The organism is Pseudoalteromonas arctica A 37-1-2, assembly GCF_000238395.3.
In the GTDB taxonomy this organism is placed as follows: domain Bacteria; phylum Pseudomonadota; class Gammaproteobacteria; order Enterobacterales; family Alteromonadaceae; genus Pseudoalteromonas; species Pseudoalteromonas arctica.
On sequence record NZ_CP011025.1, the window covers coordinates 2044493 to 2059457 of the forward strand.

The following is a 14965-nucleotide window of genomic DNA, read 5'->3' on the forward strand; positions in this document are numbered from 1 at the left end:
TGCAGATTAACACTATCATCGGAGTGTGAAAACAATTACTGCACAATTTTGGGCACAAAAAAAGAGCCTAAATAGACTCTTTAAATGTAATACTTATTGTAAAAATTTATTTACCACGCTGAGCGTCTTTTTGGGCTTTTTTGGCTTCTTTACGTTGCTGTAAAACAGCTTGTGCCTCATTACCAATATGACCTTCACCACGGGCTTGCGCTAATTCTATTTGCTTTTGGCGCTCCGCAAAACGTGTCCGTTGCTCGTCTGTCACTTCTTCAATACAATGATGACAAGATACACCTTCCATGTATTCAGGCTTTAACTTTTCGTCTTCTGTAATTGGCATACGGCACGCGTGGCATTGATCATAAGAGCCCTTTTGTAAGTCGTGATCAACCGCAACGCGATTATCAAATACAAAGCACTCGCCTTCCCACATTGTTTCTTCTTTTGGCACTTCTTCTAGATATTTTAAAATGCCGCCTTCAAGATGATAAACTTCATCAAAACCTTGCTCTTTCATGTAGGCCGTCGATTTTTCGCAGCGGATACCACCTGTACAAAACATCGCTACTTTTTTATGTTTTTCAGGGTCTAAGTTTTCTTTAGCCCACTGTGGAAATTCGCGAAAAGTTTTAGTATTTGGATCGACGGCATTTTGAAATGTACCAATTTCAATTTCGTAATCATTACGTGTATCAATTAAAATTACTTCTGGGTCAGATATAAGTGCGTTCCACTCATTTGGCTTTACATAGCTACCCACAACTTTAAGCGGATCTACGCCTTCAACGCCCATCGTTACAATTTCTTTTTTTAGTTTTACTTTAGTGCGGTAAAACGGGCATTCATCATCGTAAGATTCTTTTGTTACGATGTTTTTTAAATTTGGTTGCTCATCAAGCCATGCTAATAAGTTGTCTATCCCTTCACGTTTTGCAGAAACAGTTCCGTTTATACCTTCGGCAGCGAGTAGTAAAGTACCGCGTACTTCATTTGCTTCCATCACTTCAAGCAACGGCTTACGGATAGCTTCAAATTCAGGTAAACCAACAAATTTATACAGCGCACATACTACAAAGTGATCGCCCGTTACATTATCTTTATGAACAACAGTCATTATATTTCCTATTTTGCCTTATTAGCCAGTATTGGCGTTTACCGAATCGTAAATCCGGCGCATATGGGGCGCGTATTTTACGCTTTTTTAGTTTAATTGCAAAAAATAGCGCTATAGATTGGTTTTTACTGTTAGCGACCTATCTGTGTAAGCTATAATGCGCTGATAAATTTATAGACTTAATTTGCTCATTTTGGAGAAACACACATTGCAGTTTACTGATCTTGGGATTGATACACGCCTTGAAACACAACTAGCACATCAAGGGATCACCCAGCCCACCGATATTCAAGCGCATGCAGTGCCTACCGCACTTGCAGGGCATGACATTTTCGCTCAGTCTAAAACTGGGTCGGGCAAAACCTTGGCGTTTTTATTACCTGCTGTACAAAGGGTTATGAAACAAAAAGCACTCAGTAAACGCGATCCTCGTGTACTTATTGTTGCTCCTACTCGTGAGCTTGCTACGCAAGTATTTACTCAGCTGCGTTTATTAATTGCAGGCACAGCTATTAAGGCCGTAAAAATACTTGGTGGCGAAAACTTTAATGACCAAATAAAAGCACTTAGAAACGACCCACAATTCGTAGTTGCTACACCAGGGCGTTTAGCTGATCACATTACAAAACGTTCATTACAATTGAGTGGACTAGAACTGCTTATTTTTGATGAAGCCGATCGTATTTTAGATTTAGGCTTTACCGAGCAGTTAAAAATGATTAACGAGCAAGCTAATCACCGTTTACGTCAAACGTTATTGTTTTCTGCAACACTTGACCATGCACAAGTAGATGCTCTATCACGTAACCTATTAAAAAAACCAAAGCAAATTACGCTAAGTGCAGCGAACGAGCAACATAGCGATATTAAACAAACTTTATATCTAGCCGATCACCTTGATCATAAAGAAGCGCTATTAGAGCACTTTTTGAATCAAGATGATGTTGGTCAATGCATTATCTTCACAGCAACACGTTCTGACACGAGTCGCTTGAGTGAAGCGCTTAATGCTAAAGGCTTCAAGTCTGTAGCGCTTGCTGGTGATTTAACACAAAATAAACGTTTAGATATAATGGATTCGTTTAGTCGCGAAAACTTTAAAATATTAATCACCACCGATGTTGCATCTCGTGGTTTAGATTTACTAAGTGTAACGCATGTTATTAACTTTGATTTACCAAAACACGCTGAAGAGTATGTACACCGCATAGGTCGTACAGGACGAGCTGGCTTTAAAGGTAACGCAATTTCATTAGTTGGCCCAAAAGATTGGGCAAGTTACTTAGCTATTAAAGCATTTTTAAATGATGAGTTAAAATTTGCGAGCGTAGAGGGCTTAAAAGCTAAGTTTAAAGGTTTAAAAGAGAAAAAGCCTGAGGCAACGTGGGATAAATCTAAAGAAAAATCCGCCGCTGTTAAAAAGCCTGTATTTAAACGCAAAGCCAAACCTAAAAAGCCAACAGCACCAATTAAAGCACCAATGAACATTGATGGCGATACACCAATGCGCCGTAAAAAAAAGACTGAGCAGGAATAATTATGAGTTACCTAGGAACCACACAAACATTATTTGTAAAAGAAGTGAGTAACGAAGGTGCTTACTTAGATGGTCATGATTTAGGTGAAGTGTTTTTACCAAAACAAGAAATTAAACATGAGCTTGAAGCGGGCGATAGCATTAGTGTATTTATCTTTTTAGACAACGCTAACTTAGCAACTGCCACAACTAAAAAGCCACACGCACAAGTAGGTGAATATGCCCTGCTTCGCGTTAAAGAAATTAATAGTATTGGTGCATTTTTAGATTGGGGTCTTGAGAAAGATGTACTAACCCCTTTTAACGAACAAAAACCACGCATGCAAGAAGGTCACTCATATTTAGTTCGTTTGTACCTTGATAATGCAAGCCAACGTATTTGTGCATCAAACAACTTTAATCGCTTCCTATCTAAAGATGAGCCGCAATATACTCACTTACAAGAAGTGGATTTAATTGTTGCTGGCAAAACAGATATTGGCTACAAGGTATTAATTGAAGAATCGCATTTCGGTGTTGTTTTTTATAATATGGTATTTAAAAGCTTATTTGTGGGTCAAAAGCTTAAAGGCTTCATTCAGAAAGTACGTGAAGATGGAAAAATTGATGTTGTATTAGAAAAACCAGGTATGGGAAAAGTAACTGACCTTGGTGAAACTATTATGCAAAAACTAAAAAATGAAGGTGGTGTTATCCCATTAGGTGATAAATCTGAACCTGAAGCAATAAAAAAGATGTTTTCTACTAGTAAAGCTAACTATAAAAAAGCAATTGGTGGATTATTCAAACAAGAGTTGATAGATATTGAAGCGAAATCCATTCGCTTAAAATCTTAATTATAAATAATAGGCTGTAATTACTAATATTATCTGTTTGTAATTAACCTAAAATATACTTATAAGGCAATGTACATTGCGTATATTGCCTTGAATAATCAAGCACTTCACCTTTTGACTCTAGGTTAAGCGGTGCCAAACGAAAAACCTTCTTTTCGCATTCTATTTTTTTATCATCAAGCTTAGATATGCAATCAGTTACTGTTATATGCTGAGATGTAAGTGTATCCTCATTTTTGTAACACAGGTGGTGTGCATAATCTTGCATTGTTTGTTTAAAATCGAACATATTGACAGGGTAATTCGTGATTATATCTGTTACTGATGTAACATCATCATATGCTTTATTAGAAAAAAGATTTTTATTTACTGAAAAACCCGCAACAATGATAATTATAAAACCTAATAATAACTTCAAAACAAACCCCTACTACATTTTAATCCTAATAATGTAACATAAAATACACATGAGGTAAGGGCTTTTAGCACTATATTGCTGCTTTTTGTTAAATTATGCTATAGATCTATTAACATCACTAAGCACTTTTACGGGATCATCCGCCTGAGTAATAGGTCGTCCTATAACTAAATAATCACTTCCTGCATCTATTGCTTGCTTAGGAGTCATAATACGCTTTTGATCGCCGGCATCACTGCCTTCAGGACGTATACCTGGTGTTACAAGTTTAAAGTTCTCACCTAACTCTGCTTTTAAAGCTTTTGCTTCTTGTGCAGAACACACAACACCATCAAGCCCTGCTTCCTTTGCAAGCTTAGCTAAATATATAACTTGCTCTTGAGCAGATTTATCAACGCCTAAACGCTTTAGTTCTGTTTCATCCATGCTTGTTAATACAGTAACCGCGATAAGTAATGGTGCTTTATCGCCAAATTGTTCTAGAGCCGATTTAGCTTTGCTCATCATTTCAAAACCACCAGAAGCATGAACGTTTACCATCCACACACCCATTTTCGCAGCTGCAGTAACAGCTTTAGCTACTGTATTAGGGATGTCATGAAATTTTAAATCTAGAAAAACATCAAAACCTAAATCAATTAACTCTTTAACAAATGCAGGTCCAAAATAAGTAAACATCTCTTTGCCTACTTTAAGACGACATGTATCAGGAGAAAGTTGTTTAACAAAGTTTAAAGCAACCTCTTGATCATCGTAATCTAATGCTATAAGAATTTTTTTTGAGTGTTCGAAAGACATGACTATCCTAATGTATGGCTATAATACCAATCCGCAATAATACTTAATCAATTTGAGGACCAAATCTGACGCTAACTGCGTTAAAAATTTCTTATATAGAACAATAATATTACGAAATTTTTTGCCTTGTTATCGACACAATTTTCTTACCTCAAAACAGACCACTTAATTAAGCGAATTGATATAAAGTAATTGTATAAGTAGATTTAATGCAATAGTGCTAGCTGGTAATTTGAGAGAAGGTGTAGAGGAATTTATATAGACACAACATCAAAAAATTCCAACCCAGTAAACTCTCAGTTTAATTTGCTAAAATTATCATAGTTAAATCCGATATTATTTAAGGGGTTATTAAAATCCGTCTAAGCCTCGACTTGGAACAATGGTTTCCCAATGCTTACAAGAAGGGCAATTCCAATATATGGTGTAGCTTGTAAAACCGCAATGCTGACATTGGAAATCAGGTTTTGTAGCAATATAAGAGGTTACAAGCTTATCAATTTCATTAAGTACTTCTTTAGTATTTTTATTTTGGTCACCCATTAATTGCAGTAGAAAACTGAAACCACGAATAGTAGGTTGACGTTTTAAGCTATCAGTTAGAAATTCAAAGGCTTGTTTAGTGTGTCCTTGCTCAAGCAGTGCCTGGCAATGTTTTATTTTAATTAATACACCGCCCTTTTCTAACAAGTCACTGACTAACTCATGAAATTGATGCGTTAAATTTAATTGTTTATAGCTGTGAGCTAGCTCATCAATAAACAACGGCGCAAACAAAGTGAATTGTGATACAAGCTCACGCCAGTAATAAATAGCTTTAACGTAATCTTCTTTCGCGTAAGCAACTAATCCTAACTCGTAAAGCGGACGTACGGCTTTATAATTTAAGCTAATCGCTTTTCTCATTAGTTGGGGTGTGTTATCACTTAAAGCTGATTCACAATAAAAATTAGCAATCGCTTTAAATTGTTGTTCTTTTGAAAATAGTTCGCTGTGGGCTTCAAACATGTTGATGCCTTTTTCCCATTCACGGGTTTGCGAATATAAAGTAATAATAGGGTCTAGCGCTTCTACATGGCCAGCCTTAACTAACCAAACTAAGTGCTCTTCTGCACTATCTAGTAGACCAGCCATTATATAATCTTCGGCAAGTTCTAAACGGCTAGTTGCAGCTTGTTGTTCATTTAAGCCTGGGTGTTTTAATAGAAGTTCATGAATTTTAATTGCGCGGTCTAATTCACCTCTACGGCGAAACATGGTGGCAAGTGTAGAATAGTGTTCAACAGAGTCAGCTGAAACTTCAAGCAAATTAATCAAGTGCTCTAAGCCTTGGTCTTCTTCTCTGTCGAGTAGAAACTTTAAGCCTTTGCTGTATTCAGAAGTGATCTGACGATTTAGTTGATGAGCTTGGTTTTTAGCACTGTTTTTACCCATAATCCAGCCGTAACCGGCGGCAACAGGTAATAGTAAAAACAAAAGCTCAATCATAGTTAGGTGTCTTTATTCGCGGCAAGCTTTTTTTTATCTTTTTCAGGCGCTAATTGCTTTTTTAAGCGGTAGTTTTGCCACTTTAATTGTGAAAACAATTTAAAGCTAATAAAACAACCCACTAAAACACCTAATAAAAAGCAGATACTTATTATTACAGCTAAAGGTAGTGTATTACTGGCTATAATATAATTTATTTGTACTAACTGTGGGTTTTGTGACCCTAATACAAATGCACTGATAAGGCATAGCGCAACCAGAATAATTTTTAATACCTTGAACAAGTAACTACTCCACTAAGTTAACTAGGCAATGCTTTCATTTACGCGGTCGCGTAATTCTTTGCCTGGTTTAAAATGAGGTACATGCTTTCCTTCAAGCTCAACTGTATCGCCAGTCTTAGGATTACGACCTGTGCGAGGAGCGCGGAAATGCAAAGAGAAACTACCAAAACCTCTGATCTCAATACGATCTGAAGTAGATAATGAGCCGGCCATTTGTTCAAGAATTTCTTTTACAGCATTCTCAACATCTTTCACTGGAACGTGTGCGTGTTGTTCCGCAAGTGTTTCTATCAGTTCTGACTTAGTCATAGCGTTTCCTTAAAAAGAGATATAGGAAGGGCAAAAAATGCCCTTCCAACTAAAAACTAATTATATATTAGTCTTTTTGTGCATTTGCGAAAGCAGCTGCCATTGCGTTTTCAAACACTGGCTCTTCTTTCTTAAGCTTCTCTAGTACTTCTTTCTCTTCTGCTTCGAAAAGAGCTTTTACAGATAAGCTTAAAGTGCGGTTCTTACGATCAACACCAACGTATTTAACTTCAATCTCGTCGCCTACAGAAACAACAGTAGTTGCATCTTCAACGCGTTCTTGAGCGATATCAGCTACACGGATGTAACCTTCAACGCCTTCGATAAGTTCAACAGTCGCGCCTTTCGCATCAACTTCAGTCACTTTACCTTTAACAATAGCACCTTTTTTGTTTGCATCAAGGTAATTATTGAATGGGTCAGCTTCGATTTGCTTAACACCTAGAGAGATACGTTCACGCTCTGGGTCAACTTGCAATACGATAGCAGTGATTTCGTCGCCTTTCTTGAATTCACGTACAGCTTCTTCGCCAGGTGTATTCCAAGAAATGTCTGAAAGGTGTACAAGACCGTCAATACCACCGTCAAGACCGATAAAGATACCGAAGTCAGTGATTGATTTGATCTTACCAGTAACTTGATCGCCTTTGTTTTGTAGACGAGCAAATTCCTGCCAAGGATTAGCAATACATTGCTTAAGACCAAGAGAAATACGACGACGTTCTTCGTCAATTTCTAAAACCATAACTTCAACAGTGTCGCCTAAGCTAACAACTTTTGAAGGATGGATGTTCTTGTTAGTCCAATCCATTTCAGAAACGTGTACTAAACCTTCAACGCCTTCTTCGATTTCCACGAAACAGCCGTAATCTGTAAGGTTAGTAACACGACCAGAAAGTTTAGAACCTTCTGGGTAACGACCAGCGATAGCTGCCCATGGATCTTCACCAAGCTGTTTAAGGCCTAGAGATACACGAGTTTTATCTTTGTCGAATTTTAGAACTTTAACTGCGATTTCGTCGCCAACATTAACGATTTCTGAAGGGTGCTTAACACGCTTCCAAGCCATATCAGTAATGTGTAGTAGACCATCAACACCACCAAGGTCAACGAATGCACCGTAGTCAGTAAGGTTCTTAACGATACCTTTAACTTCTTGGCCTTCAACAAGGTTAGCAAGAAGCTCTTCACGTTCTTGTGAGTTTTCAGATTCGATAACTGCACGACGTGAAACAACAACGTTGTTACGTTTTTGGTCAAGCTTGATTACTTTAAATTCAAGCTCTTTGCCTTCAAGGTGAGTTGTGTCACGTACTGGACGAACATCAACAAGTGAACCAGGTAGGAAAGCACGGATTGAATCAACTTCAACTGTGAAACCGCCTTTAACTTTACCGTTGATAACACCAGTAACAGTCTCTTGCTCTTCACATGCTTTCTCAAGACGGATCCATGCTTCGTGACGCTTAGCTTTCTCACGAGAAAGAATAGTTTCACCGAAACCGTCTTCAATTGCATCTAGTGCAACATCTACTTCGTCGCCTACAGCAACTTCAAGTTCACCAGCAGCATTTTTGAACTGCTCAGCAGGGATAGCACTTTCTGATTTAAGACCAGCATCTACAAGTACAATGTTATTCTCGATAGAGATTACTGTACCTTTAACGATAGAGCCTTGCTCTGCTTCAAAACCCTTTAAGCTTTCTTCAAATAACTGCGCAAAATTTTCTGACATACGAATATACGTCTCATATATTAATACCAATAAGCAACCATGCTGCATGGGGTTGTTAAAATAGCACTGGCATCCTGCTGGCGCATAAAATGTGTTTAGCTTCGTTTAGGAAGCTTACCTTCAGAGATTGCAATATCCAATAAAGTTATTACCTTATCAAACACTTGCTGTGCATTGAGCTCGCTAGTATCAAGCTCAATAGCATCATCTGCAGGTACAAGCGGAGCAACGGCACGATTCATATCGCGCTCGTCACGAGCTTGAATGTCCTGTAATAGACCACTTAGTGTAACATCAAGACCGCGCGTATTCAACTCAACAAAGCGTCTACGAGCACGCTCTTCTGCACTTGCTGTTAAATATATTTTTAACGGCGCATCTTGAAAAACCACAGTGCCCATATCACGGCCATCGGCAATTAAGCCGTTTTCAGTGCGAAATGCACGCTGGCGACGTAATAACGCTTCACGAACGCGAGGTAATGCTGCAACTTTTGATGCTGCAGCGCCTACTTCTTCATTACGAATAGTAGTGGTTACATCTTCGCCTTCTAAAATAACTTTTCCTGCATTAGTTTGGCTATCTACCAAAAACTGCACATCTAAATTTGCAGCAAGAGGGACAAGCCCTTCTTCATTGTCTAATGCAATTTGGTGATGAAGTGCAGCTAAAGATAAAACGCGATAAATCGCACCGCTATCTAATACATCCCACCCTAACTTGTCGGCTAACAAGCGACAAACAGTTCCTTTACCTGAACCACTTGGGCCATCAACGGTGATCACGGGCATTAATAACGCCTGCATTTAAAACCTCCTGCAATGCACACCTAAATAAACCGCGACATTATACGTCAGTTATTAAAATATATCTGCTATTAGTGTGTAACTTTTGTAATTACTTCTAATTAGCTTATTCACTGACTGACGCTAAAACATTGAAAAATGTAGGAAATGTTTTATAGGTACACTTTGGATCATTAATCGTTATTGGCTTTCCACCAACGGCAACCATTGCAAAACACATGGCTATACGGTGATCGTCGTAAGTGTCTATTGCTACATCGTTGAAGTGTTTAGGCGGTGTAATTTCTATAAAGTCATGCCCTTCTACCACTTCTGCCCCTACCTTTCTAAGCTCAGTTGCCATCGCATATAAACGGTCTGTTTCTTTTACTCGCCAGTTATAAATGTTACGAATGGCAGTTGGGCCTTTAGCGAAAAGAGCAACAGTTGCAAGGGTCATAGCAGCATCAGGAATTGCATTAGCGTCAATATCTACGCCTTTTAATTCGCCTTTGCGAACAACTAAACGCTCATCATACCAATCGATTTTTGCGCCTACTTGCTCCATTACTTTAGCAAAGCCTATATCACCTTGAACTGATTTAGCACCCACGCCTTTAATTTCAATCTCGCCGCCAGCAATTGCAGCCGCAGCAACAAAGTAAGAAGCAGAAGATGCATCGCCTTCAACCATAATTCGATCGAGTGATTGATACTGTTGACCACCTTTAACTTTAAAAGTTGCATAATCACTGTGTTCAACACTAACACCAAAACGTGCCATTACATCAAGCGTAATATCAATATAAGGTTTAGATACTAAAGTACCTTTAATCGTTATCGTTGTATCACCGCTAAATAATGGCGCTGCCATTAATAGAGCCGTTAAAAATTGACTTGAAATACTACCGTCAATTTCAACCTCACCACCTTTTATTTGACCACCTACAATTTTAAGTGGTGGATAGTCTTTGTGTTTTGTATAAGTAACATCACCACCAAGCGCTTGTAGAGCATCAACTAAGTGCCCTATCGGACGCTCTTCCATACGTGGCTCGCCTATTAGCTCATACTCACCAGCAACGGCAGCAAGTACAGCCGTTAAAGGTCTGTAAGCAGTACCCGCATTACCTAAAAACAAGGGCTCAGTAGGTGTATTAAACACACCACCAACCCCCTCTACGGTCGCTACAGTGTGTTCATCATTTAAAGTTACATTTACACCTAATAACTTTAAAGCACCCAGCATATGGCGTATATCGTCACTATCAAGTAAGTTTTCTACAACGGTTGTACCGTTTGCCAGTGCTGCTAATAATAAAATTCTGTTCGATAGACTCTTTGAACCTGGTAGGGTTACCGTGCCATTTACTTTAGAAATAGGTTCTAAACGGAGCTGCTCCATTAGCTGTGCTCCTTTGCAAATGCAGCCATAAAATCTACAAGTGCTTGAACACCTTCAAGAGGCATAGCGTTATAAATACTTGCGCGCATACCGCCCACAATTCTGTGACCTTCAAGTGCAAGTAAACCGGCCTCGTTTGATTGAGCAACAAATTTGCTATTTAAGCTTTCATCGTTTAACCAAAATGGAACATTCATGCGTGAGCGGCAATGTTTAGCGACTATATTTGAATAAAAATCTGAGTTATCGATAAAATCATACAGTAAATTTGCTTTAGCAATATTTTGTGCTTCCATGGCTTTTACCCCACCATTGCTTTCAAGCCATTCAAATACTTCAGCCGCTAAATACCAAGCAAAGGTAGGTGGGGTATTAAACATACTGCCCTGCTTTGCTTCAAGTGCGTAATCTAAAATACCGGGCTTTGGCAAACCTTCGCGCTCAAGTAATGTTTTACGAACAATAACAATTGATATGCCTGATGGACCGATATTTTTTTGCGCACCAGCGTAAATCAAATCAAATTTATTAACGTCTATCTCACGCGATAAAATAGTTGAAGACATATCAGCAATAATCGGAGCTGTTGGGTGGCTTGGTACATCAAAAATCTCTAAGCCATCGACAGTTTCATTAGGGCAATAGTGGATGTACGCAGCGTCTTCTGGTAATTCCCAGTCAGCAACGTCTTTAATTGAAAACTCACCATCAGCATCATTACGGACATCCGTAAAAGACGTTTGAGTAAACTTATTCGCTTCATCTCTGGCGCTTTTCGACCATACGCCATTCTCGCAATAAAACGCTGTTTTACCTTCTTGGTGTAAGTTTAATGGCACAGCACTAAACTGGCCACGACCACCACCATGCATAAACAGCACTTCAAATTCATCACTAATATTCATTAGGCGACGAAGGCTAGCTTCACATTTAGCTGTAAGCGCTAAAAACTCTTTACTACGATGGCTAATCTCCATCACAGACACACCTAGGTCTTGCCAATCTAGAAACTCTTTTTGCGCTTTTTTCATAACCGCTTGCGGAAGCATAGCTGGCCCCGCACAAAAATTATATTTACTCATTACCTTTGCCTCATTCCAGTAATTTAACTACTAAGCATGAACATTTAATACCAATCCGCTAAACCTTTAAAATTTAATGAATAATACCAATCCGCAATAATACTTAATCATTTTGCGGGGCTAAACGTGTCGCTACTTGCGTTAAAAAATTCTCATTTAGAACAGCTAAATAGCGAATTTTTTGCCTAGCTATCAACACGTTTTTCCACCCTCAAAATAGATCTCTTAATTAAGCGAATTGGTATGAGTATAATTTCACACCCTATTAATTTTTTTCAACAACATTAAAAAAAGCGGCCAAGGCCGCTTTTTCAATATCAATTATTCTGAAGGAGGATTATCATCCGCTACTTCATCAATAACCGTATCTACTGTTTCAACGTCTTCAATATCAATTAAGTCACTTTCTGTAACTTCAATCTCTTCTATACGTTGTAAACCAACTACTTGCTCTCCGTCAATAGTTCTGATCAAAATAACACCTTGTGTGTTACGTCCAACCGTTGAAACTTCATTAACGCGAGTTCGTACTAAGGTACCACGATTCGAAATAATCATTATTTCATCGTTGTCATCAACTTGCACAGCACCAACAACAGCACCGTTACGTTCACTCACCTTAATTGATACAACACCTTGTGTTGCACGGCTCTTAGATGGGTAATCTTCAAGTTGTGTACGCTTACCGTAACCATTTTCAGTTACCGTTAGAATGGCACCGTCAGTTTTTGGTACAATTAACGATACTACGCGTTGCTCGTCTGGCATTTTAATACCACGAACACCTGTAGCAGTACGACCCATTGGGCGAACACCTTTGAAGCGAATCTCAGGGTTACCTTCTTCGTCTAATACTGGGTTGCCGTTTTCATCAACAACTGTTGTTTCTTCAGCTTCTTTGAAGCGTACAACTTTACCTGCATCAGTGAACAACATAATTTCGTTGCTACCATCGGTAATATCAACACCAATTAAGCTATCGCCATCATTTAAGTTAACAGCAATAATACCGCTTGCACGTTGACGACTGTAAGCCGTTAATGGTGTTTTCTTAACTGTACCGAATGCAGTTGCCATAAAGATATATTTATCTTCTGCGTACTCGCGTACTGGCAATATAGCAGTTATACGTTCATCAGCTTCAAGTGGTAACAAGTTAACAATTGGCTTACCGCGCGCTGCACGACTTGCTAGTGGTAACTGATACACTTTAAGCCAATATAAACGACCGGCCGTAGAGAAACATAAAATAGTATCGTGTGTATTTGCAACTAACAGACGTTCAATGAAATCTTCATCTTTCATCTTCGTTGCTGACTTACCTTTACCACCACGACGCTGTGCTTCGTAATCAGACAATGCCTGATACTTCACATACCCTTCGTGAGAAAGCGTTACAACAACGTTTTCTTCGGTAATTAAGTCTTCAAGGCTGATATCGTGAGCCGCTGCATTAATTTCTGTACGACGTTCGTCGCCATACTGCGCTTTAATTTCAACTAGTTCGTCACGAATAACTTCCATTAAACGCTCAGGTGTTGCCAAAATATAAAGTAGCTCAGCAATTAACTCTAATAACGCTTGATATTCAGTTAAGATTTTTTCGTGTTCAAGACCAGTAAGCTTGTGTAAACGCAAATCTAGAATTGCTTGAGCTTGTTGCTCAGAAATATAGTATTGACCGTCGCGAATACCTAAATCATCAGCAAGCCAATCTGGACGGGCTACATTATCTTCGCCTGCTTTTTCAAGCATACCTTGTACATGACCTAATTCCCACGGACGTGCAGTTAAAGCAATTTTAGCTTCAGCAGGTGTAGGTGATTTACGAATAAGCTCGATAATTGGGTCAATGTTAGCAAGCGCAATTGCTAAACCTTCAAGCGTATGAGCACGGTCACGCGCTTTGCGTAAATCAAACACGGTACGACGAGTTACTACTTCACGGCGGTGAATAATAAACTCTTCAAGCATTTCTTTTAGATTAAAACACTTAGGTTGGTTGTTAATTAATGCAACCATATTCATACCAAACACAGTTTGTAACTGAGTTTGTGAATACAAGTTATTTAAAATAACTTCGCCTACGTCACCACGTTTAATTTCAATAACGATACGCATACCGTCTTTATCTGATTCATCACGTAGTGCACTAATACCTTCAATTTTCTTATCTTTAACAAGCTCAGCAATTTTTTCAATTAAACGGGCTTTATTAACTTGATAAGGAATTTCGTGAACGATGATTGTTTCACGGCCTGTTTTTTCATCGGTTTCGACGTCGGCGCGTGCACGCATGTACACTTTACCACGGCCAGTTAAATAGGCTTGTTCAATGCCTTTTTTACCGTTGATAATTGCAGCCGTTGGGAAATCAGGACCAGGAATATAATCCATTAACTCTAAAATAGTTAAATCAGGATTTTGAATAAGTGCCAAACAACCGTTCACAACTTCAGTTAGGTTATGTGGTGGTATATTTGTAGCCATACCTACTGCAATACCCGACGAACCATTCACTAATAAATTAGGGACTTTCGTAGGTAACACGTCAGGGATGAACTCAGTGCCGTCGTAGTTAGGAACGAAATCAACCGTTTCTTTTTCAAGATCGGCTAATAACTCATGCGACATTTTTGCCATACGTACTTCTGTATAACGCATTGCCGCTGCTGAATCACCATCAACCGAACCGAAGTTACCTTGGCCATCTACAAGCATATAACGTAGTGAGAATGGCTGAGCCATACGAACTATCGTGTCATAAACTGCACTGTCGCCGTGTGGATGGTATTTACCGATTACGTCACCGACCACACGGGCCGATTTTTTGTAAGGCTTGTTCCAGTCATTACTAAGCTCGTTCATTGCAAACAAAACGCGGCGATGAACAGGTTTTAAGCCGTCACGTACGTCTGGTAATGCACGTCCTACTATTACGCTCATTGCGTAATCTAAGTAGGAGTTTTTTAACTCGTCTTCAATATTGACTGGCAGAATTTCATTGGCGAGATCAGTCATTTGATATCACATTCCTTCAGTATCAGCTCTCAACAACCCGGTATTGGGTATTAAGAGCATTGTTATTATTTCTAACAGCCATGCTATCACAATTAATTTTAATTTACAGGCGCAAAACTTTGCGATTTATCAATTTAGCCCTATATAATGGCC

General features: G+C 38.9%; 13 protein-coding genes. 2 read left to right on the forward strand and 11 right to left on the reverse strand.

Annotated features, from left to right (window positions below; all coding sequences use genetic code 11):
• Nucleotides 1–106: 106 nt before the first annotated feature.
• The gene (gene trhO / locus PARC_RS09225) at nt 107–1114 is read right to left on the reverse strand and encodes an oxygen-dependent tRNA uridine(34) hydroxylase TrhO (RefSeq protein ID WP_007583069.1); all 1008 of its coding nucleotides are present in this window, start codon (nt 1112–1114) and stop codon (nt 107–109) included.
• 208 nt (nt 1115–1322) lie between these two features.
• Here trhO and PARC_RS09230 point away from each other — a divergent pair, with 208 nt between their 5' ends.
• Together PARC_RS09230 and PARC_RS09235 are read left to right on the forward strand one after the other, a co-directional pair.
• Nucleotides 1323–2651, forward strand: coding sequence for a DEAD/DEAH box helicase (locus PARC_RS09230; protein WP_007583068.1), 1329 nt, complete (start codon nt 1323–1325; stop codon nt 2649–2651).
• 2 nt (nt 2652–2653) lie between these two features.
• Nucleotides 2654–3487: a CvfB family protein gene (locus PARC_RS09235; RefSeq protein ID WP_010552856.1), complete on the forward strand. Its 834-nt coding sequence runs from the start codon at nt 2654–2656 to the stop codon at nt 3485–3487.
• Nucleotides 3488–3530: 43 nt separating this feature from the next.
• Here PARC_RS09235 and PARC_RS09240 read toward each other — a convergent pair whose 3' ends face one another.
• From PARC_RS09240 to gyrA, 10 genes are all read right to left on the reverse strand, one after another.
• Nucleotides 3531–3905, reverse strand: coding sequence for a hypothetical protein (locus tag PARC_RS09240; protein WP_007583062.1), 375 nt, complete (start codon nt 3903–3905; stop codon nt 3531–3533).
• Nucleotides 3906–3998: 93 nt separating this feature from the next.
• Nucleotides 3999–4703 (reverse strand): orotidine-5'-phosphate decarboxylase, encoded by a 705-nt coding sequence (gene pyrF, locus PARC_RS09245; RefSeq protein ID WP_010552857.1) that lies wholly within the window; start codon nt 4701–4703, stop codon nt 3999–4001.
• A 351-nt stretch (nt 4704–5054) separates the two neighbouring features.
• Nucleotides 5055–6191 (reverse strand): lipopolysaccharide assembly protein LapB, encoded by a 1137-nt coding sequence (gene lapB / locus PARC_RS09250; protein WP_010552858.1) that lies wholly within the window; start codon nt 6189–6191, stop codon nt 5055–5057.
• A 2-nt stretch (nt 6192–6193) separates the two neighbouring features.
• Nucleotides 6194–6475: a lipopolysaccharide assembly protein LapA domain-containing protein gene (locus tag PARC_RS09255; RefSeq protein WP_007583056.1), complete on the reverse strand. Its 282-nt coding sequence runs from the start codon at nt 6473–6475 to the stop codon at nt 6194–6196.
• 21 nt (nt 6476–6496) lie between these two features.
• Nucleotides 6497–6784 carry an integration host factor subunit beta gene (ihfB, locus tag PARC_RS09260; RefSeq protein WP_007583054.1) on the reverse strand — a complete coding sequence of 96 codons (288 nt, stop codon included), beginning with the start codon at nt 6782–6784 and terminating at the stop codon, nt 6497–6499.
• A gap of 67 nt (nt 6785–6851) precedes the next feature.
• Nucleotides 6852–8519 (reverse strand): 30S ribosomal protein S1, encoded by a 1668-nt coding sequence (rpsA, locus tag PARC_RS09265; RefSeq protein ID WP_002961176.1) that lies wholly within the window; start codon nt 8517–8519, stop codon nt 6852–6854.
• A 95-nt stretch (nt 8520–8614) separates the two neighbouring features.
• The gene (gene cmk, locus PARC_RS09270; protein WP_007583052.1) at nt 8615–9325 is read right to left on the reverse strand and encodes a (d)CMP kinase; all 711 of its coding nucleotides are present in this window, start codon (nt 9323–9325) and stop codon (nt 8615–8617) included.
• Between the two features lie 106 nt (nt 9326–9431).
• The gene (gene aroA / locus PARC_RS09275) at nt 9432–10709 is read right to left on the reverse strand and encodes a 3-phosphoshikimate 1-carboxyvinyltransferase (protein WP_010552859.1); all 1278 of its coding nucleotides are present in this window, start codon (nt 10707–10709) and stop codon (nt 9432–9434) included.
• On the reverse strand, nt 10709–11791 hold the full coding sequence (gene serC, locus PARC_RS09280; RefSeq protein WP_010552860.1) for a 3-phosphoserine/phosphohydroxythreonine transaminase: 1083 nt from the start codon (nt 11789–11791) through the stop codon (nt 10709–10711). The genes aroA and serC overlap by 1 nt, the downstream gene beginning before the upstream one ends.
• 321 nt (nt 11792–12112) lie before the next feature.
• Complete coding sequence (gyrA, locus tag PARC_RS09285) at nt 12113–14812, reverse strand: DNA topoisomerase (ATP-hydrolyzing) subunit A (RefSeq protein ID WP_007583046.1); 2700 nt, start codon at nt 14810–14812, stop codon at nt 12113–12115.
• Nucleotides 14813–14965: the final 153 nt, after the last annotated feature.